This window comes from Robertmurraya sp. DFI.2.37, assembly GCF_029211245.1.
Taxonomy (GTDB): domain Bacteria; phylum Bacillota; class Bacilli; order Bacillales; family Cytobacillaceae; genus Robertmurraya; species Robertmurraya methanolica_A.
On sequence record NZ_JARGEJ010000011.1, the window covers coordinates 86389 to 110661 of the forward strand.

At 41.7% G+C, this 24273-nt stretch carries 19 protein-coding genes; 2 read left to right on the forward strand and 17 right to left on the reverse strand.

Annotation, left to right across the window (positions count from 1 at the left end; all coding sequences use genetic code 11):
* Positions 1–20: 20 nt before the first annotated feature.
* The 7 genes from rho to PZE06_RS08590 form a co-directional block, all read right to left on the reverse strand.
* The gene (rho, locus tag PZE06_RS08560) at positions 21–1286 is read right to left on the reverse strand and encodes a transcription termination factor Rho (protein ID WP_150914493.1); all 1266 of its coding nucleotides are present in this window, start codon (positions 1284–1286) and stop codon (positions 21–23) included.
* A 481-nt stretch (positions 1287–1767) separates the two neighbouring features.
* Entirely contained in the window at positions 1768–2730 is a 963-nt protein-coding gene (glpX, locus tag PZE06_RS08565; protein WP_150914376.1) for a class II fructose-bisphosphatase, read from the reverse strand.
* 70 nt (positions 2731–2800) lie between these two features.
* Positions 2801–4087 carry a UDP-N-acetylglucosamine 1-carboxyvinyltransferase gene (locus PZE06_RS08570; protein ID WP_150914378.1) on the reverse strand — a complete coding sequence of 429 codons (1287 nt, stop codon included), beginning with the start codon at positions 4085–4087 and terminating at the stop codon, positions 2801–2803.
* Between the two features lie 225 nt (positions 4088–4312).
* Positions 4313–4960, reverse strand: coding sequence for a fructose-6-phosphate aldolase (gene fsa, locus PZE06_RS08575; RefSeq protein ID WP_150914380.1), 648 nt, complete (start codon positions 4958–4960; stop codon positions 4313–4315).
* A gap of 171 nt (positions 4961–5131) precedes the next feature.
* Positions 5132–5989: a class II fructose-bisphosphate aldolase gene (locus PZE06_RS08580; protein WP_150914382.1), complete on the reverse strand. Its 858-nt coding sequence runs from the start codon at positions 5987–5989 to the stop codon at positions 5132–5134.
* 303 nt (positions 5990–6292) lie between these two features.
* Positions 6293–6664: a response regulator gene (locus PZE06_RS08585; protein WP_150914384.1), complete on the reverse strand. Its 372-nt coding sequence runs from the start codon at positions 6662–6664 to the stop codon at positions 6293–6295.
* Between the two features lie 168 nt (positions 6665–6832).
* Positions 6833–6970: a hypothetical protein gene (locus PZE06_RS08590; RefSeq protein WP_191963541.1), complete on the reverse strand. Its 138-nt coding sequence runs from the start codon at positions 6968–6970 to the stop codon at positions 6833–6835.
* 78 nt (positions 6971–7048) lie between these two features.
* Between PZE06_RS08590 and PZE06_RS08595 the strand changes: the two genes are divergently transcribed.
* Positions 7049–7570: a DUF2529 domain-containing protein gene (locus PZE06_RS08595; RefSeq protein ID WP_150914386.1), complete on the forward strand. Its 522-nt coding sequence runs from the start codon at positions 7049–7051 to the stop codon at positions 7568–7570.
* Positions 7571–7914: 344 nt separating this feature from the next.
* Here PZE06_RS08595 and PZE06_RS08600 read toward each other — a convergent pair whose 3' ends face one another.
* The 10 genes from PZE06_RS08600 to PZE06_RS08645 all read right to left on the reverse strand — a co-directional run bounded on the left by PZE06_RS08600 (position 7915) and on the right by PZE06_RS08645 (position 22001).
* Positions 7915–9516 (reverse strand): CTP synthase, encoded by a 1602-nt coding sequence (locus PZE06_RS08600; RefSeq protein WP_150914388.1) that lies wholly within the window; start codon positions 9514–9516, stop codon positions 7915–7917.
* A gap of 471 nt (positions 9517–9987) precedes the next feature.
* Entirely contained in the window at positions 9988–10521 is a 534-nt protein-coding gene (gene rpoE, locus PZE06_RS08605) for a DNA-directed RNA polymerase subunit delta (protein WP_150914390.1), read from the reverse strand.
* A gap of 196 nt (positions 10522–10717) precedes the next feature.
* A complete protein-coding gene (locus PZE06_RS08610; protein ID WP_150914392.1) occupies positions 10718–10909 on the reverse strand; it encodes a hypothetical protein in 192 nt (63 codons plus the stop codon).
* A 178-nt stretch (positions 10910–11087) separates the two neighbouring features.
* A complete protein-coding gene (icmF, locus tag PZE06_RS08615; RefSeq protein WP_150914394.1) occupies positions 11088–14348 on the reverse strand; it encodes a fused isobutyryl-CoA mutase/GTPase IcmF in 3261 nt (1086 codons plus the stop codon).
* Between the two features lie 97 nt (positions 14349–14445).
* Entirely contained in the window at positions 14446–15084 is a 639-nt protein-coding gene (locus PZE06_RS08620) for a TetR/AcrR family transcriptional regulator (protein WP_150914396.1), read from the reverse strand.
* A gap of 34 nt (positions 15085–15118) precedes the next feature.
* Positions 15119–16258, reverse strand: coding sequence for an acyl-CoA dehydrogenase (locus PZE06_RS08625; RefSeq protein WP_150914398.1), 1140 nt, complete (start codon positions 16256–16258; stop codon positions 15119–15121).
* Positions 16259–16274: 16 nt separating this feature from the next.
* Positions 16275–17405, reverse strand: coding sequence for an acyl-CoA dehydrogenase (locus tag PZE06_RS08630; protein WP_150914400.1), 1131 nt, complete (start codon positions 17403–17405; stop codon positions 16275–16277).
* Between the two features lie 148 nt (positions 17406–17553).
* Complete coding sequence (locus tag PZE06_RS08635) at positions 17554–18405, reverse strand: 3-hydroxybutyryl-CoA dehydrogenase (protein ID WP_150914402.1); 852 nt, start codon at positions 18403–18405, stop codon at positions 17554–17556.
* Entirely contained in the window at positions 18405–19598 is a 1194-nt protein-coding gene (locus tag PZE06_RS08640) for an acetyl-CoA C-acetyltransferase (RefSeq protein WP_150914404.1), read from the reverse strand. The genes PZE06_RS08635 and PZE06_RS08640 overlap by 1 nt, the downstream gene beginning before the upstream one ends.
* A gap of 291 nt (positions 19599–19889) precedes the next feature.
* Positions 19890–22001 (reverse strand): (Fe-S)-binding protein, encoded by a 2112-nt coding sequence (locus PZE06_RS08645; RefSeq protein ID WP_150914406.1) that lies wholly within the window; start codon positions 21999–22001, stop codon positions 19890–19892.
* Between the two features lie 261 nt (positions 22002–22262).
* Between PZE06_RS08645 and cls the strand changes: the two genes are divergently transcribed.
* The gene (gene cls, locus PZE06_RS08650; RefSeq protein WP_150914408.1) at positions 22263–23465 is read left to right on the forward strand and encodes a cardiolipin synthase; all 1203 of its coding nucleotides are present in this window, start codon (positions 22263–22265) and stop codon (positions 23463–23465) included.
* Positions 23466–24273 lie beyond the last annotated feature (808 nt).

Here is a 24273-nt window from a genome sequence, read left to right on the forward strand (position 1 = left end):
ATTTCCCTCAAGCCATCAACTTAAGATCTCTTCGCTTTAATCTCCTCATCCAGCTTGGCAAAAAACTCTTCATTCGACTTTGTTGATTTAAGCTTACGTAAAAATTTATCCACAAAATCCGGACTGTCCGTCATGGATTTACGGATTGCCCACAGCTTATCTAAATGATCCTTCGGAATAAGTAGTTCTTCTTTACGCGTACCAGATCGACGTATATCAATCGCAGGGAAAATTCTCCTTTCGGCAAGGCTGCGATCAAGGTGAAGTTCAAGATTCCCTGTCCCTTTAAATTCCTCGTAAATAACATCATCCATACGGGAGCCGGTATCGACAAGAGCTGTTGCTAAAATCGTCAAGCTGCCACCCTCTTCAATATTTCGGGCAGCCCCAAAGAAACGCTTTGGTCGATGAAAGGCAGCTGGATCAATCCCTCCGGAGAGAGTTCGTCCACTCGGCGGAATGACAAGATTATAAGCACGAGCAAGACGTGTAATACTATCCATTAAAATAATGACATCTCTTTTATGCTCAACAAGCCTCATTGCTCTTTCAAGAACGAGCTCAGCAACTTTAATATGGTTCTCTGGAACCTCGTCAAAGGTCGAGCTGACAACATCACCAGCGACAGAGCGCTCAATATCTGTTACCTCCTCTGGACGTTCGTCAATGAGAAGAACGATTAACTCCGCTTCAGGATGATTCGTGGTGATACTATTGGCAATTTGTTTTAATAACACTGTTTTACCTGCCTTTGGCGGTGCCACGATTAAACCGCGCTGTCCAAATCCAACTGGTGCGATTAAATCCATAATTCTCGTAGACATATGCTTCGGTGTTGTTTCGAGCTTCATTTGTCTATCTGGATAGAGGGGAGTTAAGGCTGGGAAATGAACACGTTCTTTCGCCGATTCTGGGTCATCGCCATTTACTGCTTCAACATGGAGAAGGCCAAAATAGCGCTCATTTTCTTTAGGAGGGCGAACCTTACCTGATACTTTATCACCGTTTCTTAAATCAAATCTTCTAATTTGCGATGCAGAAATATAAATATCCTCTGAGCTAGGGGAATAGTTAATCGGACGCAGGAAACCGAAGCCTTCAGATTGAATAATCTCAAGTACTCCCTCCATGAAGAAATAACCTTCCTGCTCTGCACGTGCTTTAAGGATGGCAAAAATTAATTCTTTTTTTGTTAGTTTACTGTAGTAAGATACTCTATATGTTTTTGCAAGTTCATAGAGTTCTTTTAGCTTCATATTTTCTAAGCCTGAAATTGTTAATTCCATCATTACACCACTCTTTAATTTTATAAATTGGATTTTTTTATCTTGAGCCTCTATTAACGAACTATCTTTTATTTATTGAACACGGGACTTCTCTAAAAAATAAGGAAAGAATGCATTTTGAGGCTATAAGAAGCATGAGAAGAGATAAATTCACTTATTTTCAGTCAATTTCATCGATCAGAAAAATGCCTTGTTTTGGAAAATCCCGATTGGCAAAACGAATGTATAAATACCGTTTTTATACTTCGGCTTAAATTGTGTGAACTTGACTCAAATAAAAAACAATTTTTATTTTACCCTGTTTTATAAATAGTAATCAATATAAATTTTTAATTTGGTTGTCATGGTAGGAAGGTTTTTGATATTGGAAGGAGTTGATGTCTTCCTGTTGACCTCAACTTTCTTAATCTTTGAGCTGGTTTTTCGCCATTCTAGGTTGCAGCTCTGGCTCAATGATGGGAGGAGCCAGAGCATTAAGATGTTATTTTATCACTAAATGAGGTTTCTTTTTAAGACTGTGGCGACCCTCAACAAAGCGTACTGTTCCCGATTTTGCTCTCATGACGATAGAATGAGTAGAACCGTATGCCCCATTGTATTGCACACCTTTTAGTAATTCACCGTCCGTAATACCAGTTGCTGCAAAGATGGCATCGTCCCCCTTCACAAGGTCATCCATTCGCAGTACCTTGTTCACATCAATCCCCATCTTCTTGCAGCGTTCTAATTCGGCATCATCCTGAGGAAGAAGCCTTCCTTGAAGTTCACCACCTAAGCATTTTAAGGCAACTGCCGCAAGCACTCCCTCCGGGGCTCCGCCGGAACCGAATAAAATGTCTACTCCCGTCCGTTTAAATGCCGTGTTATACGCGCCAGCAACGTCTCCATCATTAATTAATTTAATACGAGCACCAGCTTCACGAATCTCTTCAATGATCTTGGCATGACGTGGACGATTCAACACCGTTGCCACAACATCTTCAATATCTTTATTTTTAGCTTTTGCAACCGCTCTTAAATTATCAGTGACTGAAGCATTTATATCAACTTGACCGACGGCTTCCGGCCCCACAGCAATTTTGTCCATATACATATCTGGAGCATGAAGCAAGTTGCCGCGGTCAGCGATTGCGATTACCGCCAGCGCATTCCAGCCTCCTGAAGCCACAATATTTGTCCCTTCGAGAGGATCGACAGCAACGTCCACTTCAGGTCCGTTTCCAGTTCCTAGCTCTTCGCCAATATAAAGCATCGGCGCCTCGTCCATTTCACCTTCACCGATTACGACTGTACCTCTCATCGGGATCGTGTTAAAGACATCTCTCATCGCTGTAGTCGCAGCATCATCAGCCTCGTCCTTTTTTCCTCTACCCATCCAACGAGCAGATGACAATGCTGCCGCCTCTGTAACACGAACCAATTCCATTGATAAACTTCTTTCCATCGGTCTTCCTCCCCCAACTATCCTCCAGCGTATGAACAACTGAAGTAACAATCTGCAATTTCTAGTTTGTTTAAGCTTGTTTCATTTGCTCCATCTCTTCTTTTGAAAGCTGCTCTCTCCAAATCGTTGCACCTAAGCCTTCGAGTTTTTCAACTAAATGACTATAGCCTCTATCTATATGGTCGACCCCCGTAATTTCAGTGACCCCTTCCGCTATTAATCCAGCAATCACTAAAGACGCCCCAGCACGCAGGTCACTTGCCTTCACTTTGGCACCTTGAAGTTTGACAGGACCGCTAATAATAGCCGAACGCCCTTCCACCTTAATATTAGCGTTCATTCTTCGCAACTCGTCAATATGCTTAAAGCGAGCACCATAAATCGTATCTGTAACAACGCTCGTTCCTTCAGCTTTTGTTAACAATGAGGTAAAAGGCTGCTGCAGATCAGTCGGAAACCCTGGGTACACAAGTGTTTTTATATCTACCGCTTTAAAAGTATCCGCTTTCCCGACAAAAACCTGATCGTCCTTCGTCTCAATCGGAACGCCCATTTCCCGCAATTTGGCAATTAATGATTCAAGATGTTGAGGAATAATATTATCGATGAGTATTCCTTCACCCACCGCTGCACCCAAAATCAAGTACGTACCCGCCTCGATTCGGTCAGGAATAATCGTATGTCTGCAGCCATGAAGCTCATCAACGCCATCGATGCGGATCACATCTGTACCAGCTCCCTTTATCTTTGCACCCATATTTGTTAGAAGAGTGGCGACATCAATAATTTCAGGTTCTTTCGCTGCATTTTCAATAATCGTACGTCCTTTAGCGCGGACAGCCGCAAGCATAATATTAATGGTCGCTCCAACACTGACCACATCTAAATAAATTCTGGCACCAACTAATTCATCCGCTCGCAAATAAATGGCTCCCTGCTCGTTTGTTACACTCGCACCTAATGCTTCAAAACCTTTTATATGCTGGTCAATCGGTCTCGGACCTAAATGGCATCCTCCAGGCAAACCGATGACTGCTTTTTTAAAACGTCCGAGCATTGCTCCCATTAAATAATAGGATGCTCGAAGCTTTTTCACCTTCCCGTTCGGCAATGGCATGGAAATCATTGAAGAAGGATCTACGGTCATTTCATGATTTGAAAACTGAACAGATCCACCAATTTCCTCTAGAAGACTCTTCAGTAACTCGACATCAGAAATCTCCGGCAAACCTTCAATCGTAACAGGTGAGTCGGCTAATATAGTCGCCGGGATAAGAGCCACAGCACTGTTTTTGGCTCCACTTATCCGCACTGTCCCTGTTAAAGGGTAACCGCCTGCAATTTTGAGCTTATCCATCTCTGACTCCCTTCTTAGCATGATGTTGTCATTTACAGGTAGCTTCCTCCAAACATCACGACTTTGATGATGAAAGAAAATGGGTCACAACCAATCTACTCGCTTATTTAGCAATATAGACATGTTCAAGCAAATACATTCGTTGTTTTTAAAACTGATTATTTCATTAACCACTTTACCATAAAAGTAGAGCTTGGCACCTCGCCTATGTTTTAAAAAATATGTTTATTCTTCTCGATTTTTCCAGTCTGCTAAAAATGCCTCAATTCCTTTATCCGTTAAAGGATGATTGCATAGTTGCAGAATAACCTTATAGGGAATAGTTGCGATATGGGCACCTCGTAAAGCTGCCTCTGTTACATGTTGTGGATGTCTAATAGATGCTGCAATAATTTCAGTTTCAATATCGTGGATAGCGAAGATTTCAGAAATAGTGGAAATAAGCTCTAAACCATTATGACCGATATCATCAAGTCTCCCTAAAAATGGCGAAACGTAAGAAGCTCCTGCACGAGCTGCTAACAAAGCTTGATTAGCACTAAAAATCAATGTCACATTTGTTTTAATTCCTTCTTTTGAAAAAACAGATACTGCTTTTAAACCTTCTGGTGTCATCGGCACTTTGATCGTGATGTTCGGTGCTATTTTTGCAAGTTCACGCCCCTCACGTATCATTCCTTCTGCCTCAAGTGAAATAACCTCTGCACTAACGGACCCTGGAACAAGGGCTGTAATTTCACGAAGGCGCTCCTCAAATGTAACATTTTTCTCTTTCGCTACAAGCGATGGGTTTGTTGTTACACCAGCAATAATACCGAGGGAAAAAGCTTCTTTAATTTCTTCTATATTTGCCGTATCAATAAAAAATTTCATCGTCCATTTCTCCTTTTTCGTTATCTGTATGCCATCAAGCATTACTACTATTGACTCAATTGAGCAAAGAGCATTCTCCTAAAATAAAGAGCAAATTCAAGAATAATGAAATTAAAACCGCCTTAAGGGAAAAGGCGGTTTTATGTCGACATGTTCATTGTTTTGGAAATATTACGCTTTTCCTGAAGAACCAAATTCACGCATTTTGCCAATAACTGTTTCTTTAATTGCTTCACGTGCTGGTCCAAGATATTTACGTGGATCGTACACTTCAGTGTCTGCAGCAAGCACTTCACGTACTTTTTTCGCAGATGCAATTTGGTTTTCAGTATTTACGTTAATTTTGGCTGTTCCTAAAGATACTGCTCTTTGAATATCTTTTGTTGGAATACCAGTTCCACCATGAAGAACTAGAGGCAGGCCTGTTGCTTTACCGATTTCCTCCATTTCTTTAAAGCCAAGATTAGGTTCTCCTTTATAAGGACCATGAACGGAACCTAACGCTGGAGCAAGACAATCAATGCCTGTTAGCTTCACAAGTTCTTCGCACTCTTTTGGATCGGCATAAATAACGCCGTCTGCCACGACATCATCTTCTTGACCGCCAACTGTGCCAAGCTCAGCTTCTACAGAAACACCTTTTGAATGTGCATATTCAACTACTTTTTTCGTTGTTTCAACATTCTCTTCAAAAGGGTGATGTGAAGCATCGATCATAACAGAAGTAAAGCCTGCATCAATCGCTTCCTTACATTTATCAAAGCTAGATCCATGATCTAAATGGATCGCCACTGGAACTGTAATTCTATAGTCTTCTAAAAGCCCTTCAACCATTTTAACAACAGTTTTAAAGCCTCCCATATAACGACCTGCACCTTCAGATACACCAAGAATTACTGGAGATTTCTCCTCCTCAGCAGCTTGTAGAATCGCTTGTGTAAACTCTAGGTTATTAAGATTAAATTGGCCGACAGCGTAGCCGCCCTCTTTTGCTTGAATAAGCATTTCCTTCATTGAAACTAAAGGCATTTTTCTTCCTCCTTTTACATGATCTATTCTCCCAATAGCTGAAATTCTTTAAAAGTTTTCCCTTTATAAATCTCGGTTATGTACTTAACATTCAAGCATTGTGAAGAATGACCCTGTAAAACATTCTACCAAATATGCTCAAGAAAAGCTATGCAGATTGTGGACAAAGGCAAAAATATGTAAATGACAAAATACCATTAAAATAAATGAAACCGTTGTCTTTGAGCGCTCGAAAACAAAGAAAGCCTATTGCATCAAGCACCCGTTCCAAAACAGGGTTGTTCATAAAAATTTAATATAATTTTACTCTTCTGTGACAGAAATATATTTTTTAACAGCTTCACGAATATCATCAATGTCAAACGGTTTGGCAAAATGAGCTAAAGCACCCAAATTTTTCGCCTCTTGGATCATATCCAATTCCCCATATGCAGTCATAATAATAACGCGAATCTCTTGATTAATAAGTTTCATTCTTTTAAGAATTTCAATTCCATCCATCCCTGGAATTTTCATATCAAGTAACACTAGGTCTGGGCAATTATTTGCCACAATATCTAAAGCCTGTACTCCATTCGCCGCCTGATGGGTCTCGTAACCTTCTTTTTGCAACACCTCATTTAGCAGAATACGAATGCCAAACTGATCATCAACAATTAAAATCTTCCCTTTCATAAAACCACCTCTTCCTCAATTTAGAATCTACTTTGATGCTGTTGTGACCATTTATGTATATGAATTTCAGCATGGCTCAAGTTGATGAAAAAACGAATAATATAGAGAAATAAAAAATCGTTCATTTTTTTTCATTTTTTTAATACCATTCTGAAAGACATTCTATGTTCAGTTCTTTTCCCCTGATGTAAGAGAAAGAAACCAATAAGAGAAGTGAGCAAATTCTTTTTTTAAAAAGATATTTGCCTTACTATTGATGGAAAATGTTGATAATCCTTCCACCTCATTAAATTCTATTTCTTTCATTCAGATTCCTGCATAATAAATCATTATTTTGCCTTTTTCCAAAAAGCTTGATTATAATCTAGACGAGGAGGTTTTACGATGTTAAAAATGTTTTCTACCCAATTAACGGGGTTATTTAATCGAATACATGAAAAAGAGGAATTTTCATTCGAAGATGGAGCGAGATTGCTCGCTCAAGCTGCGGTCGGAGACGGGATCATTTACCTATACGGAAAGAAGGAAATGGCAGCTATTTTAGCCGAAGCGTTTCATAGCAGCGAGCCATTAAAAATTGCTAAGCCTTTGGAAGGCCATGAACACGAAGTTACCGAGGCAGATCGAGTTGTTATTTTTTCTAGATATTCCGATGACAAGGAAGCGCTGAAAGTTGCCAAGTGGTTACAGGAACGGAGAATTCCCTTCGTCACCGTTGCAACCAAAACCAACGATGAAAGGGAGTGTTTGGCCGCTCTCTCTGATGTACATATTAATTTGCACGTTACAAGGGGCCTGCTCCCTGATGAAGATGGAAACCGTTACGGCTATCCCGCTTCCATGGCAGCCCTATTTGTCTATTACGGGTTAACCTTAACCTTAAGGGAAATTTTAGCAGACTACTAGGAGGGCAAGTTCGATTAAGGAACCCCGATTTGACCGGAACGACCGAAGTATTTCCGGGTTGTGACCGATTACGAGGCCGATTCAACCAGAACAAACACGGTATTCTCGAAAAGCGGTTGAATTCGAATTCTATTCGTCCGGAAAGAGCGGGATGTAACCGAGTAGCAGCCAATATGCAATGGGCGCCCATTTACCTCTTCTCTAACCAAATACGAACTTTTTCGTTCTGAGCCGAACACATACTCGCACCTGCACTAGTTTGGGGAGATGAGTTGATATTCCAACAAAAATGGCGTATAAACTGAACCCAGTTTATACGCCATTTTAATGTTAACACTTTCGTTTTACTTATTCGTTTTCATGGATGCTTCTACGAAATCTCTAAATAATGGCTGTGGACGATTTGGCCTTGATGTGAATTCGGGATGGAATTGAGAAGCCACGAACCAAGGGTGGTCTGCTAATTCAATAATTTCCACTAAACGCCCGTCTGGACTCGTGCCAGAGAAAATGAAGCCAGCCTCTTCCATTTCTTGGCGAAATTTATTATTGAACTCATAACGATGACGATGACGTTCATAGATCACTTCATCTGCATAGGCAGCATACGCTTTTGATCCTTCTGTTAGCTTACATGGATATAAGCCGAGGCGTAGGGTTCCCCCTAAATCTTCAATATCTTTTTGCTCAGGAAGCAAATCGATAATTGGATGCGTCGTACTTGGAGCTATTTCAGCTGAATGTGCATCTGTATAGCCAAGAACATTGCGGGCATACTCTACTGAAGCTAGCTGCATTCCTAAGCAAATACCAAGGAACGGAATCTTATTTTCACGAGCAAATTGCGTCGCAAGGATTTTCCCCTCAATACCACGGTCTCCAAATCCACCAGGAACAAGAATACCGTCAACATTTTGAAGAAGCTCCTTTACATTGTCTGCATTCACTTCTTCTGAATTGATCCACTTAATGTCAATATCTGCATCAAAGGCATAGCCTGCATGCTTTAATGCTTCGACCACAGAAATGTATGCGTCTTGAAGCTCGACATATTTCCCAACGAGGGCAATTTTTGTTGTTTTTGACAAGTTAAGAACCTTATCGACTAATGCTTTCCATTCGGTCATTTCTGCCTCTGGAGCTTGAATTTTTAAATGCTCAAGCACAATTTGATCCATATGCTGCTCTTGTAATGTAAGAGGTATCGAGTATAAAGTGCTTGCATCTGGACATTCAATTACAGCCCTTGGGTCGATATCACAGAATAGGGCAATTTTATCTTTCATATCTTCAGCAATTGGCATTTCTGTACGAACAACAATGATATTTGGCTGAATTCCTAAGCTTCTCAATTCTTTCACGCTATGCTGCGTAGGTTTTGTCTTCATTTCACCTGCCGCTTTAATATAAGGAACTAAGGTACAGTGGATGTACATGACGTTATCACGTCCGATGTCGCTTTTGATTTGGCGGATCGCTTCAAGGAAAGGCAATGATTCGATATCGCCAACCGTTCCTCCGATTTCCGTTATCACGACATCAGCATTCGTTTCTTGACCGGCACGGAACACTCTATCTTTTATTTCATTCGTAATATGCGGAATAACCTGTACGGTTCCTCCTAAATAATCACCACGGCGTTCTTTTTGCAAAACAGTTGAGTAAATTTTTCCTGTTGTCACATTGCTGAACTTCGTCACATTAATATCTACAAAACGCTCGTAATGACCAAGGTCTAGATCCGTTTCTGCACCATCATCCGTTACAAAAACCTCTCCATGCTGGTACGGGCTCATCGTTCCAGGATCCACATTTATGTATGGATCGAATTTTTGAATTGTCACGCTCAAGCCTCGGTTTTTCAGCAATCTGCCAAGTGAAGCAGCAGTAATTCCTTTTCCTAACGATGAAACCACTCCACCAGTTACAAAGATATATTTTGTCATCAAAAAATCCCCCTTTAGATTAATTTTTCCTACTTGTACATCCACAAAGCGAAATAATAATGAAAAACAGCCTTTAATGCTTCACTAAAAATTGCCCGTTTTTCATAAAATAAAACCTCTTTTGCATCGCCTGTGAACCGTTGATAATGTTTGATACTGCCTGCGTTAGGGGTAATAGATACCTAGAAATTTGCCTATGAAAAGATCAGATGTACCACCTGCACCCATTAGTTTTCTCAAACTTGATTTTTCTTATCGCTGATGCCAAAAATTGATAAGCTATTATTTTGGACTACTCTTCATAAAGCTCGCGAGACTCTTCTATGGAAATAAAAGAGTCTCCCTTTTAGATAAAATAAAAACGCTCCACTTACAAATTTTTGTAAGGGAGCGTAAATCATATCACTATTGTCGTTCCTTTTTTAAGGAGCCCAAAAATGATTCTACAAGCCTCTTATAAAAAAGTCAAGATTATAAATCCTCTTCATCGTCTTCATCTAGATCATCAAAGTCGTCATCATCTTCATCAGCCGTTAGAAGGTCTTCATCTTCATCTTCAAAATCTTCATCGAAGTCCTCGTCGTCTTCGTCAAGATCTAGTAGATCATCGTCTTCTTCATCAGCAAGAATATCATCATAATCGATATCGTCTTCTTCGTCATCCTCATCGAAATCAAGGTCTTCATCCAGTACCTTCTTAGCTTTCTTCTTCTTTGGCTTAGTTGGTGTGATCACTTCTTCTTCAGATTGATCAACCGGATACCAAACTCGTAGTCCCCAGCGGTTCTCTCCTAAAGAAAGGAAACGACCATCAATATTTAAATCGGTATAAAACTGAGCGATTTTTACACGTACCTCTTCTTCCGTTAATCCTAATGTTGCCGTAATTTCATCCATGATTTCTTTAAATGAAGCTGGCTGCTTCTGACTATTCAATAATTCATAAGCCATTTCTATTAATGACATTTCTTGCAATTGTTCTTTTGAGAATTGTTTAAGACTCAACATTTGCACATCCTTTCACCATCTAAACACTGTAAACCTAGAGTTATCAGCACTTACGACTGATATTACTTCTGTTGACACTCTGAATAGCATATTCTCCATTATAAACAAAATATAGCCCTTTATGCTAGTTTCAGTTAGTCAATCTGTTACTTTTTTCTAAAAGTTGTAACTTCATCTATTTTAAGGCAATATCTCAAGGTGATTTCTGCTTCATTTTTTGTTTCCTTTTCTTCTTTGACGGATCGGACAACTGATCGAAGGCAAGCGTAAAGAAAAAGATTGCCAATAGGAAAAAAGAAACAGCACCCAACTGCCGCTCATATAAAAAAACAAGGGTCATAAGGATGACACTTAATGTCAAAAAAATGATAATCCGTCTTCTCAACGTCGCTCACATCCCAATCTGCATACTATCTTGATTATAAAGTAAAATGATTGATAATGTGAAAATTCCTCTAAATATATTTTGTAAAGAAATGTAAAGACCCTGTCCTATTTTCCTTCATTACTTGGGGAAATAAAATAGTTCAGACCAGAGAAAACTGTTTCCCTGGTCTGATCACTCACATGTTCCTGCGATATTGCCCGCCTACTTCATAAAGGGAACGGGTAATTTGTCCCAGACTCGCTACTTTTACCGTTTCCATTAATTCAGCAAAAATATTGCCCCCGTTAACAGCGACTTCTTTTAAGCGTTTTAAAGCAATCTCTGCTCTCTCTTCATTCCTTTTTTGAAACTCTTGTAAATTCCGGATTTGCAGTTCCTTTTCCTCCTTAGAGGCCCTAGCAAGCTCCATATTATCCAATTCCTCTTCTGATGGCGGATTTGGATTTAAATAAGTATTGACGCCAATGATCGGAAGCTCACCAGTATGTTTTTTCATTTCGTAAAACATTGACTCCTCTTGGATTTTCCCCCGCTGATACTGAGTCTCCATTGCTCCTAACACACCGCCGCGATCATCCATCCGCTCAAATTCCTGCAAAACAGCTTCCTCAACTAAATCCGTTAATTCCTCGACAATAAAGGAACCTTGCAGGGGATTCTCGTTCTTTGTTAATCCATGTTCCTTTGTAATAATCATTTGGATGGCCATTGCCCGTCTTACCGATTCCTCTGTTGGTGTCGTAATGGCCTCATCGTAAGCATTTGTATGAAGAGAATTACAATTATCATGGAGAGCCATTAGAGCCTGCAATGTCGTCCGTATATCATTGAAATCAATTTCTTGGGCATGGAGGGAACGACCTGACGTTTGTACATGGTATTTAAGCTTTTGACTACGTTCATTTGCCCCGTACTTATTTTTCATAACAGTCGCCCAAATTCGCCGTGCTACACGACCAATTACCGTATACTCTGGATCCAATCCGTTCGAGAAAAAGAAAGATAAATTTGGTGCAAAATCATCAATATGCATGCCACGGCTCAAATAATACTCCACATACGTAAGACCGTTGGCCAGTGTAAATGCAAGCTGCGAAATCGGATTTGCCCCCGCCTCGGCAATATGATAACCGGAAATAGAAACAGAATAATAATTACGTACTTTATGGTCAATGAAATACTGCTGGATATCACCCATCATCCTTAAGGCAAACTCCGTGGAAAAAATACATGTATTTTGCCCTTGATCTTCCTTCAGGATATCAGCTTGCACCGTTCCCCGCACCGTTTGCAATGTTTTAGCTTTCACCTCCTCAAGCTCCTGCTCACTCAAAGGACGGCCGAGTTCTTCCTCTTTCCTGTCTACCTGCTGTTGAATGGCCGTATTCATGAACATTGCCAAAATAATTGGTGCAGGTCCATTGATCGTCATTGAAACTGAGGTTGAAGGATGACAAAGATCAAAGCCTTTATATAGCTTTTTCATGTCATCAAGAGTACAAACACTGACACCGCTTTCCCCAACCTTCCCATAAATATCCGGTCGATAATCAGGGTCTTCTCCGTATAATGTGACCGAGTCGAAAGCCGTGCTTAAGCGCTTTGCTGCATCATCCTTTGACAAATAATGAAAGCGGCGATTTGTTCTTTCAGGTGTCCCCTCTCCGGCAAATTGACGCTTCGGATCCTCCCCTTCCCGTTTAAACGGGAAAACCCCAGCAGTGTAGGGAAAGCTGCCTGGAACATTTTCTTTATAGACCCATTTGATAATTTCGCCATAATCTTTGTATTTCGGTAAAGCAACCTTTGGAATATTAATTCCTGACAGACTTTTCGTTCTTAAAGCTGTCACGATTTCCTTATCACGAATTCTGGTGACAAACTGTTCTCCAGCATATGTTTCTTTTGTCGCTTCCCAATTTACTAATATATTTTTTGATTCAGGGGTGAGCTTACTTTCCACCTCATCCTTTAAACGTTGGAGAGCAGTGAGCACTTCGGCATTTTCTTCTCTCTCTTTCAATGCCTCCTGTGCACCTTCTATTTGGAATAGCTTTCTTGCCAGCTCTACCTGTTCCTCCGCTGTTTGGTGATATTTTCGAACTGTGTCGGAAATCTCCCTTAAGTAGTAACGGCGCTCATTTGGAATGATGATATTTTGCTTTTCAACTTTCGCATTCTTACTGAAGGAGGTACGCCAATTCGTAGCCATTTTTTCATTAATCGTTTCGATTAATGCAGCGAATAGAGCGTTCGTTCCTTGATCATTAAATTGACTAGCGATCGTGCCAAAGACTGGCATTTCATCCAACTCTTTTTCAAAGAGCATATGACTTCGCTGATATTGTTTTTGCACTTGCTTTAAAGCATCCTCCGAGCCTTTTCGCTCAAATTTGTTAATGACGATTAAATCAGCATAATCAATCATGTCAATTTTTTCGAGCTGGGAAGGAGCTCCGAAGTCACTGGTCATGACATACATCGAGACATCGCATATCTCCGTAATACCTGCATCTCCTTGACCAATTCCGCTTGTTTCGACAACGATTAAATCATAGCCTGCCGCTTTGACCACAGCAATCGCTTCCTTAATTGCCAACGACAGCTCGGATTTCGACTCCCTTGTTGCTAAGCTGCGCATATAGACGCGTGGAGAGAATATGGAATTCATACGAATACGATCACCAAGAAGCGCTCCTCCTGTTTTTTGCTTCGTAGGATCGACCGACAAAATAGCAACCTTTTTTTCGGGAATCTCATTTAAAAATCGACGGATTAATTCATCGGTTAAGGAGCTCTTCCCGGCACCGCCTGTTCCTGTTATCCCAAGGACAGGCGCCTGTCTATCAATCGACTTCAGTTGCTCTAACACCGCAGCCTCAGTTGCCGTCGCGACTTCAAGTGTTTGATGCTCTGCTAACGTAATCAGCTTTGCCGTCGCCACTACATCTCCTTTCGACACCTTGTTGATATAGTTCGAAACATCTGCTGCGATTGTTGGAAAATCGCATTCCTGCAGCATCAAATTGATCATGCCTTGAAGACCGAGCTTCCGCCCGTCTTCTGGAGAAAAAATTCGCGCAATTCCATAGTCATGCAGCTCCTTGATTTCACGCGGAATAATTACCCCACCACCGCCGCCGTAAATGCGAATATGAGAGGCCCCTTTTTCTTTTAACAGATCGTACATATACTTAAAATACTCAACATGCCCTCCTTGATAAGAAGACATGGCAATCCCTTGAACATCCTCCTGAATCGCCGCATTGACCACTTCTTCCACAGAACGGTTATGCCCAAGATGAATCACTTCTGCTCCACTTGCCTGAAGAATTCGGCGCATAATATTAATTGAGGCATCGTGTCCATCAAACAAGCTGGATGCAGACACAAAACGGATATGATTTTTCGGCTTATAAATAGTCTGCGTACTCATCTTTCTCCCCCTTAGTTAGAAAAACGCAGGACGCCTCGGAACACTCAAAACCCGATTGGTCCCTGCGATGATTATTCAAGTCACCACTAAAGCCCCTTCATGGTGATGAAACTTCTTTGTTCTTAATCCCCTCAAAAATAAGCTTGATTTGGATTTCGATATATTCTTCTAGAGAGTACATCTTTTGAATATTCCAACGGCGAAACGCCCACATTTGCCCTAATACAACAATATTATGAGACATGAGTTTCACCTGTTCTGCTGACAGGTCCAACTCTCCATTTTCAACGCAGCGATTAATAATGTCCTCAATGATGAGCGCCATCTCTGCTTCCTTTCTTAACACATATGGAAGAGCATCTTTGGAGAGAGATTTCGCCTCCTGATACATGACGAGCACTTCATCTTGAAGATCGTCTACCACTCTAAAGTAATTGCCAATGCCTAGCTTAAGACTAGCCAGAGTACCGCGTTTTGTATCAATATCCTTTTGTAAGCGGTTGTGTACCTCATCATAAATACTGTCACACACTAAATACAGGACATCTTCCTTCGAACGAATATATTCGTATAACGTTCCAATGCTAAACCCAGCTGCTTTCGCAATCTCTCTTGTTGTTGTTCGGTGGAATCCCTTTTCTTTAAAAAGCGTGACAGCCCCTTTAATCATTTGATTTCTCCTTTTTATGACAAGACGCTCATCTTTTACAGATGCATGAACCTCACGCTTTTTCATTCATGATATCCCCCCTCCTTTTTTCAGGAGAACTTTATTTCGTTATCATCCTTGAAATAACAAGACGTTGAATTTCCTGTGTTCCTTCATAAATTTGCGTAATTTTCGCATCGCGCATAAACCGTTCAACTGGATAATCTTTCGTATAGCCGTAGCCGCCGAAAATTTGAACTGCTTCTGTTGTCACGTTCATCGCTGTATCCCCCGCAAATAGCTTTGACATTGCCGATTCCTTCCCATATGGGAGCCCTTCCGATTCAAGCCATGCCGCTTGATAGGTTAATAGTCGAGCCGCTTCAATATTCGTAGCCATATCTGCTAATTTAAAACCGATCCCTTGGTTGGCAACGATTGGTTTGCCAAATTGATGACGTTCCTTTGCATAACTAGTCGCTGCATCCAATGCCCCTTGAGCAATTCCAACTGCTTGGGCAGCAATTCCATTACGCCCACCATCTAATGTCATCATCGCGATTTTAAAGCCTTCGCCAACGTGACCTAGAACATTTTCCACCGGCACTCGGCAGTCTTCAAAGATGATCTCCGTCGTTGGTGATGAACGAATCCCAAGTTTTTTCTCCTTTTTGCCAACCGAAAAACCTGGAAAACCACTTTCGACAATAAACGCTGTCGTTCCCCTAGTCTTTTGAGCTGGATCGGTTAAGGCAAAAACGACATAAATGTCTGCTATTCCGCCATTTGTAATAAAAATTTTCGAGCCATTTAAAACATAATGATCACCTTCAAGGCGCGCTGTTGTCTTCATTCCACCTGCATCTGATCCGCTTCCTGGCTCTGTTAATCCGTAAGCACCGATTTTTTCCCCTACAGCCATCGGGCGCAAATATTTTTGTTTCTGTTCCTCACTGCCGAACTTATAGATTGGCCAACCAGCTAAGGAGGTATGGGCTGAGAGAGTTACACCAATTGATGCATCAACTCGGGACAATTCTTCAACTGCAATACAATACGCTAAATAATCACTGCCAATTCCTCCATACTCTTCCGGCCAAGGAATACCTGTTAATCCGAGCTCTGCCATTTGTGTGAAAATTTCTCGATCGAAACGTTCTTCTTCATCCCGTTCAGCAGCAGTTGGGGCAACTTCATTGTTTGCAAAGTCTCTTACCATTTTACGAATCATTTCATGTTCTTCGGATAATTGGAATCTCATTTTGCTCCCTCTTTCTTTATAGATTCTTGCTAATCACGATGCGCTGAATCTCGCTTGTTCCTTCATAAATCTCCGTTACCTTTGCATCGCGGAAATAACGCTCAACTGGATAATCCTTTGTATATCCGTAGCCACCGAACACTTGAATCGCCTCTGTTGTTACGGCAACCACCGTTTTCGAAGCAAAAAGCTTAGCCATGGATGCTTCTTTTCCACATTTCAATCCATTTGCTTTCAAATCAGCCGCTCGGTAGATTAATAGTTTTGCTGCTTCAATTTGTGTAGCCATATCAGCAAGTTTAAAGGCTATCCCTTGCTGAGTGGCGATTGGCTTGCCAAATTGATGGCGCTCTTTTGCATACTTCGTCGCTGCTTCAAATGCGGCCTCTGCAATGCCAAGTGCCTGAGCAGCAATCCCAATTCTGCCAACTTCTAAATTCCCCATCGCAATTTTAAAGCCGTGGTCTTCCTCGCCAAGGAGATTCTCCCTCGCTACCTTCATGTCTTCAAATGTTAACTGAACGGTCCTCGATCCATGCAGGCCCATTTTATGCTCATCTTTTCCGACAATAAGCCCTGGAGTATCTTTTTCCACAATAAAAGCGGAAATTCCCCTTGCACCTGCCGCCGGTCTTGTCGAAGCAAAGACGATGTAGATGTCAGCCTCCCCACCGTTCGTAATAAACACTTTTGAACCGTTTAATATATAGTGCTCACCGTCTAATACCGCCTTTGTCTTTATACTCCCTGCATCTGAGCCCGAGCTTGGTTCCGTTAGGCAAAATGCTCCTAAATATTCACCAGAAGCAAGCTTTGGAACATATTTTTTCTTTTGCTCCTCATTTCCAAAATATAGAATTGGATTCGTCCCAACGGATGTATGGACAGATAAAATGACGCCAACAGTCGCACTTACCTTAGAAATTTCATGGATTGCTAGTATATAAGAAATAAAGTCCATTTCCGCTCCGCCATATTTTGCTGGGACAGGAATTCCCATTAATCCAAGCTCTCCCATTCGCTTGACAATGCTGCGTGGAAATTCACCTTGTTCCATCCTCTCAATAAATGGGGCAATCTCTTTCTGCGCAAAGTCCTGAACCATTTTTCGCATCATTTCCTGTTCGTCTGTTAATCGCAAATTCATACTTCTCCCCCTTTCTTGATATTAATTCCGGAAAAATTGGTGTTAATTCCGGAAAAATTGATGTTAATTCCGGAAATTTTAACTTTGATTCCGGAAAAATGCGTGCGAATTCCGGAAATTCCAGTGTTAATTCCGGAAAAATTCATTTTTATGCATATTCGTAAAACCCTCGTCCAGACTTCTTACCAAGCCAACCTGCCTTGACGTATTTGCGCAGCAGCGGACATGGGCGATATTTATCATCACCAAAACCTTCATGAAGCGTTTCCATAATGTAGAGACATGTATCCAATCCGATAAAATCGGCGAGTGTTAACGGACCCATTGGATGATTCATACCGAGCTTCATCACTTCATCAATCGCTTCTTTTGTAGCGACACCCTCATACAGGGTATAGATCGCTTCATTAATCATCGGCATTAAAATTCGATTGGAAACAAATCCAGGGAAATCATTTACTTCCACCGGAACTTTATTTAACTTTTGGGTAATATCTTCAATCGTATCGTACACTTCGTCTGCCGTTGCAAGTCCGCGAATAATCTCAACGAGCTTCATAACCGGAACAGGATTCATAAAATGCATTCCTATCACTTTTTCCGGCCGTGACGTAGCGGCAGCGATCTCTGTAATTGGCAAGGAGGAGGTATTGCTTGCTAAAATGGCGTGAGCAGGTGCGAATTGATCGAGCTCCTTAAAAAGGCTCGCTTTTATGTCCATATTTTCCACCGCCGCCTCAATGACCAAATCGACAGCACCGGCATTACGGAGCTCGGTGGATGGCGTGATGTTTGCTAAAATGGTCTCTAGCTCAGCCTCAGTCATTCTTTCTTTCGCAACCTGTCTCGCCAAATTTTTCTTAATTACATTTAGCCCCTTCTCCACAAATTCCGTCTTCAAATCATGCAATCGCACTTTGAATCCGGCCTGAGCGCATACTTGAGCAATACCTGAACCCATTTGCCCTGCACCAATCACCATTATTTTATCTATATTCATTACGCTTCCCCCTTTGGCACTTCAATCATAATGGCATCCCCTTGACCACCGCCGGAACAAATAGCAGCAACTCCAATACCGCCTCCACGACGCTTCAATTCATGCATAAGCGTAACAATGATTCTTGCACCACTTGCACCAATCGGATGTCCTAAAGCGACCGCACCACCATTTACATTGACCTTTTCTGGATTTAACTTGGCGATCTGACTGCTGGCAAGGGCGACCGCAGCAAAAGCTTCATTAATTTCAAATAGCTCGATTTCCTCAACGTTCTTCCCCGTCCTTGCCAAAAGCTCATTAATGACCATTCCAGGGGTTTTCGGAAAATCTTTCGCTTCAACCGCAACTGCTGCCTGCCCAATAATGTAGGCTTCCACCGTTCTTCCTTCTCTCAGCGCTCTTTCTTCACTCATGAGCACGAGGGCAGCGGCTCCATCATTTACGCCTGGGGCATTCCCCGCCGTAATCGTTCCATCAGCACCAAATACAGGCGGCAATTTCGCCAACCGTTCAAGCGATGTATCTCTTCTTGGCGCCTCATCTACAGAAACCGTCACCGCTGGCCCTTTCCTTTGCGGCACTTCAACCGCAATGATTTCTTCAGAAAGTTTTCCTGATTCGATCGCCGCTAATGCGAGCTGATGGCTGCGCAAAGCCCACTGATCCTGTGCTTCCCGATTAATGGACAGCTCCTCGGCAACCCCATTTCCGTATGTCCCCATATGGACACCTGTAAAGCTGCACGTTAACCCGTCATGTACCATTAAATCCTTTACAACGGAATCTCCCATTTTCAGACCAAAACGAACATTTGGTAAAAAATACGGGGCATTGCTCATCGATTCCATCCCACCGGCTACGATCACTTCCTCATCCCCTGCGCGAATAATTTGATCTGCCAAAGTGACACTTCTCATCCCGGATGCACAAACTTTATTAATCGTCTCTGTTTTCACACCCCAAGGGAGACCAGCTTTTTTGGCCGCCTGCCGCGACGGGATTTGCCCCTGGCCACCTTGCAGAACATTTCCTAAAATGATTTCCTGCACTGCTTCCCCCTTCACTTGCGCCCGTTCCAAAGCTGCTTTAACGGCAAGTCCCCCTAAATCTGAAGCTGTAAGACTGCTTAATGCTCCTCCTGATTTGCCAAAAGGCGTTCTTACCCCGCTGAGAATGACTGTTTTTCCCATCCTAAACTCTCCTTTTCTATTAAATTTTTAAGTGGAATTCATAAGATGTGCTTGATCTTGGTAGGTTTTAAACTTGACTGACTGAACGCTCGCTCGAAGTTAAATATGAAGAAATGGAAACTTTTCGTTTCCATACTGCCTCGTAGATTATGAAAACGCTTTATTTACTGCTCATTTTACAGTAATTACTGAAAAATTTGAATACGTTTTTAAAAAATCAAAAATTCGGAATGATTACTCCAAAAAAAATTTGGCATTTCCAGCGAGCTGCTAACTCGCTGGAGCCATTCTTTACGAGGCCAATTCTGCAGCCTCCCCACAAACTGCTTTTTCTAAAAGTTCTGCAACATCATATGTGGAAACTTGATCTTCAACTTCTTTCGCCTTTGTACCATCAGAAAGCATTGTTAGGCAATATGGACATCCAGAGCTAATGACAGTCGGATTGACCTCTAATGCCTGCTCTGTGCGGGCAACATTAATGCGGTGCCCGGTCTCCTCTTCCATCCACATCAGACCTCCACCAGCTCCACAGCACATCCCCGTATCACGGTTCCGTTCCATTTCCACAAGTTTCACTCCTGAAATCGCTTTAAGAATCTCACGTGGCGGATCATAGACTTCATTGTAGCGCCCTAAATAACAAGAATCATGGAAAGTAATGGTTTCATTGACCGCATATTTTGGTTTTAAGCGTCCATCTTTTACGAGCTGATAAAGAACCTCTGTATGATGGTATACTTCCGCTTCCAGTCCGAAATCAGGGTACTCATTTTTAAATATATTGTATGCATGCGGATCAATTGTCACGATCTTTTTCACATCATTTTTTTCAAATTCAGCAATATTATTAGCAGCAAGCTCCTGGAAGACAAACTCATTTCCAAGGCGGCGGGCCGTATCGCCAGAATTCTTTTCTTTATTCCCAAGAATGGCAAATTTCACCCCTGCCTCATTTAATAATTTGGCAAATGATAAGGCAATTTTTTGACTACGATTATCATAAGAACCCATAGAACCTACCCAGAAGAGATATTCGAATTCTTCTCCTGCTTTTTTCATTTCTTTCACCGTTTTTACTTCTACATCTTCTCTAGCATCACGCCAATTTTCACGTTCTTTCCGATTTAAGCCCCATGGATTTCCTTGACGCTCAATATTTTGCATCGCACGCTGTGCGTCCGCATCCATTTTTCCTTCCGTTAACACTAAGTAACGGCGAAGGTCGATAATTTTTTCTACATGCTCATTCATAACAGGGCATTGGTCCTCACAATTTCGGCAAGTTGTACAAGCCCAGATCTCCTCTTCGGTTATCACCTCGCCTATTAAGCTCGGACTGTAAGCAAGGGCCGCAGCACTCTCCTCAACACCTTTTCCTGCACCAGCAAGAGCAAGCTGGTTCCCTTGTGTTTTTGCAAAAGCAAAGGTCGGAACCCATGGCTGTTTCGACGTTACAGCCGCACCGTGATTTGTTAAGTGATCGCGGAGCTTTAAAATAAGATCCATCGGTGAAAGCATTTTTCCCGTACCGGTCGCCGGGCACATATTTGTACAGCGTCCACACTCTACGCAAGCATATAAATCCACTAATTGAAGCTGTGTAAAATCCTCAATTTTCCCTACGCCAAACGTTTCTTGCGTTTCATCTTCAAAATCAATCTTTCTTAATTTGCCTGGTTTTTCAAGGCGATTTAAATAGACATTTGCTGGACCCGCAATTAAATGAGCATGCTTTCCTTGCGGCACATAGACGAGGAAAGTCAATAAGAACAGTAAATGGATCCACCAAGCGACATAAAAGATGGCGATAGAAGCGGTCTCACCCATACCCGAAAATGCCGTCGCAATGAGAGAAGCAACAGGTTCTGTCCAAGTTGCCTCATGTCCATGCCAGATCATACTCATACCATTCCCCAGCAGCACTGAAAGCATTAAACCGCCAATAAAAATCAATACCAATCCTGACTTAAAACCCCTTTTCAGCCGAACAAGCTTTTCAATATAACGTCTATGGAAAGCCCATACAACCGCCACTAAAATGATTAAAGTAACAATTTCCTGGAAGAAAGTAAAGCCGCCGTAAAGGGGGCCAAATGGTAAATGGGCACCAGGATAAATCCCTTTAATAATGAAATCAATCGCTCCAAATTGCACAAGGATAAAACCGTAAAAGAACATCACATGAATGATTCCGCTTTTTTTGTCCTTGAGAAGCTTTTTTTGCCCGAACACCATTACCCATATTTTGTTCATCCGCTCTTTCACATTGTGATCAAACTCTTCTTTTTTCCCGAGCTTAATGTAATCGATCCTTGTTTTCACAACATACACAAAAAGGCTCACTCCGTAAGCGATTACAAAAAGGGTTGCAATAAGATTGATCCATAATAGTCCATTCATCTGAAATGAAACGCTCCTTTCTTTATTCGAATATGGTTTGAGTGAGGAAAATTTTAATAACAGAGCCCTTCACAATCGAAGCTTTTTCCATGAAGTGAAATGGTCCTAACATGTAAAATTTTCAGAATTTATATAATTCTATTATATAATGAATGAGCGTTCAGTCAATATTTTCTTTTTAAATCTGACTTGAAAAACCGTTATAGAAGGTATTATTTCGGGGACAATATGATTACCTATCAGATAAAGGAGCGGATAGCATTGAAAATCCTAATTTGTATTTTAATTGCTATCTTTGTCATTGGTGCCTTTTTGACCTTTGATTATAAATTGGGAAGAAAAAAGCAATTGCCGACGATTAAAAGCAATGCCTTTCCGTTCCGTGAAAGCAATCTTGAAATCTTCACTCATGGGACTGACCTATTTGATCGTATGTTTGATGATTTTCATCATGCCAAAAAACATATCCATGTCCTATTTTATATTTGCAATGATGATCAGTTCGGAAATGAGTTTCTTTCTCTTCTGAAAAAGAAAGCTGAGGAAGGGGTCGAGGTCAGGCTTTTGCTCGATTGGGCTGGGAGCCTAAAAGTTTCAAGAAAAATGATTAAGGAATTGCAAAGTGCTGGAGCTGAGTTTGCTTTCTCCAACGTACCAACATTTCCTTTTTATTTTTATTCTTCACAAGTGCGCAATCATCGCAAAATTGCCGTGATCGATGGAGAGACTGGCTATATTGGTGGCTACAATGTCGGCAATGAATACATTGACCTAGATCCGAAGCTTAGCCCTTGGCGCGATTATCACCTTAAGATTACTGCCGAGGGCGTTCTCGATTTACAACAGCAATTCCTTCTTGATTGGCAGGAAGCAACAAAGACCAATTTATTGCAGAACAAAATTTATTTTCCGCCATTAGAAAAAGGCAAAAGCCGACATAAAACCATCTCAACAGAAGGATTTATTTTAGAAGACACTTTTTCAACGCTGATCCAGCAAGCGAAAAAGTCGATCACTATTGGGAGCCCTTATTTTATTCCAAGTAAAAGAATTCTCGACGAGCTTCTTGATGCACTGAATCGAGGGGTAGAATTAACCATCATCGTCCCCTATGTATCCGATCATATGCTTGTTAAAGAAGCGTCCTTTCCACACCTGAGAGCCATCATCGCTGGCGGCGCCAATGTATACCAATTTAAAAACGGCTTTTACCATGCCAAGATCCTGTTATTTGACGATCAAATTTGTGACCTCGGTACAGCTAATTTTGATAATCGTAGCTTCTTTCTTAATCACGAAATTAACTGCTATATTTACGACCCGCAAGTGATTAAAGAAGTCAAACTTATTTTAGAGAAAGATTTAAAAGATTCTGTGAAGCTATCATTAAAGGATTTAAACTCCCTTAGTCTCTTCTCGCGTATTAAAGAAGGAGTTGCAAAATCGATCTCCCATTTCTTATAAGACTTCGTTTAAAGTCATTGGGTACAGACAATAATCAGTTTGTACCTTTTTGAGGTTTTATTTGAGAAGCATTCGGACTCGGCTGGCCCTCGGGAACTGTTCACCAGCCGAATCTGCAAACTATTCTAACTAAAATCGTTATTGGACTATTCTTGCTCGCGGGATCCCTTTTCTGTCCGAATACGCCTTCTATTCGGACTATTCCTGCTCGCGAACTCCCCTTTCTGTCCGAATACACTCTCTATTCGGACTCTTCCTGCTCGCAGGATCACTTTTCTGTCCGAATACACCTTCTATTCGGACTCTTCTTGCTCGCGGGCCCCCTTTTCTGTCCGAATACACTCTCTATTCGGACTCTTCCTGCTCGCGGGATCACTTTTCTGTCCGAATACGCCTTCTATTCGGACTCTTCCTGCTCGCGAACTCCCCTTTCTGTCCGAATACACTCTCTATTCGGACTCTTCCTGCTCGCAGGATCACTTTTCTGTCCGAATACGCCTTCTATTCGGACTATTCCTGCTCGCGAACTCCCCTTTCTGTCCGAATACACTCTCTATTCGGACTCTTCCTGCTCGCAGGATCACTTTTCTGTCCGAATACACCTTCTATTCGGACTCTTCTTGCTCGCGGGCCCCCTTTTCTGTCCGAATACACTCTCTATTCGGACTCTTCCTGCTCGCGGGATCACTTTTCTGTCCGAATACGCCTTCTATTCGGACTATTCCTGCTCGCGAACTCCCCTTTCTGTCCGAATACACTCTCTATTCGGACTCTTCCTGCTCGCAGGATCACTTTTCTGTCCGAATAC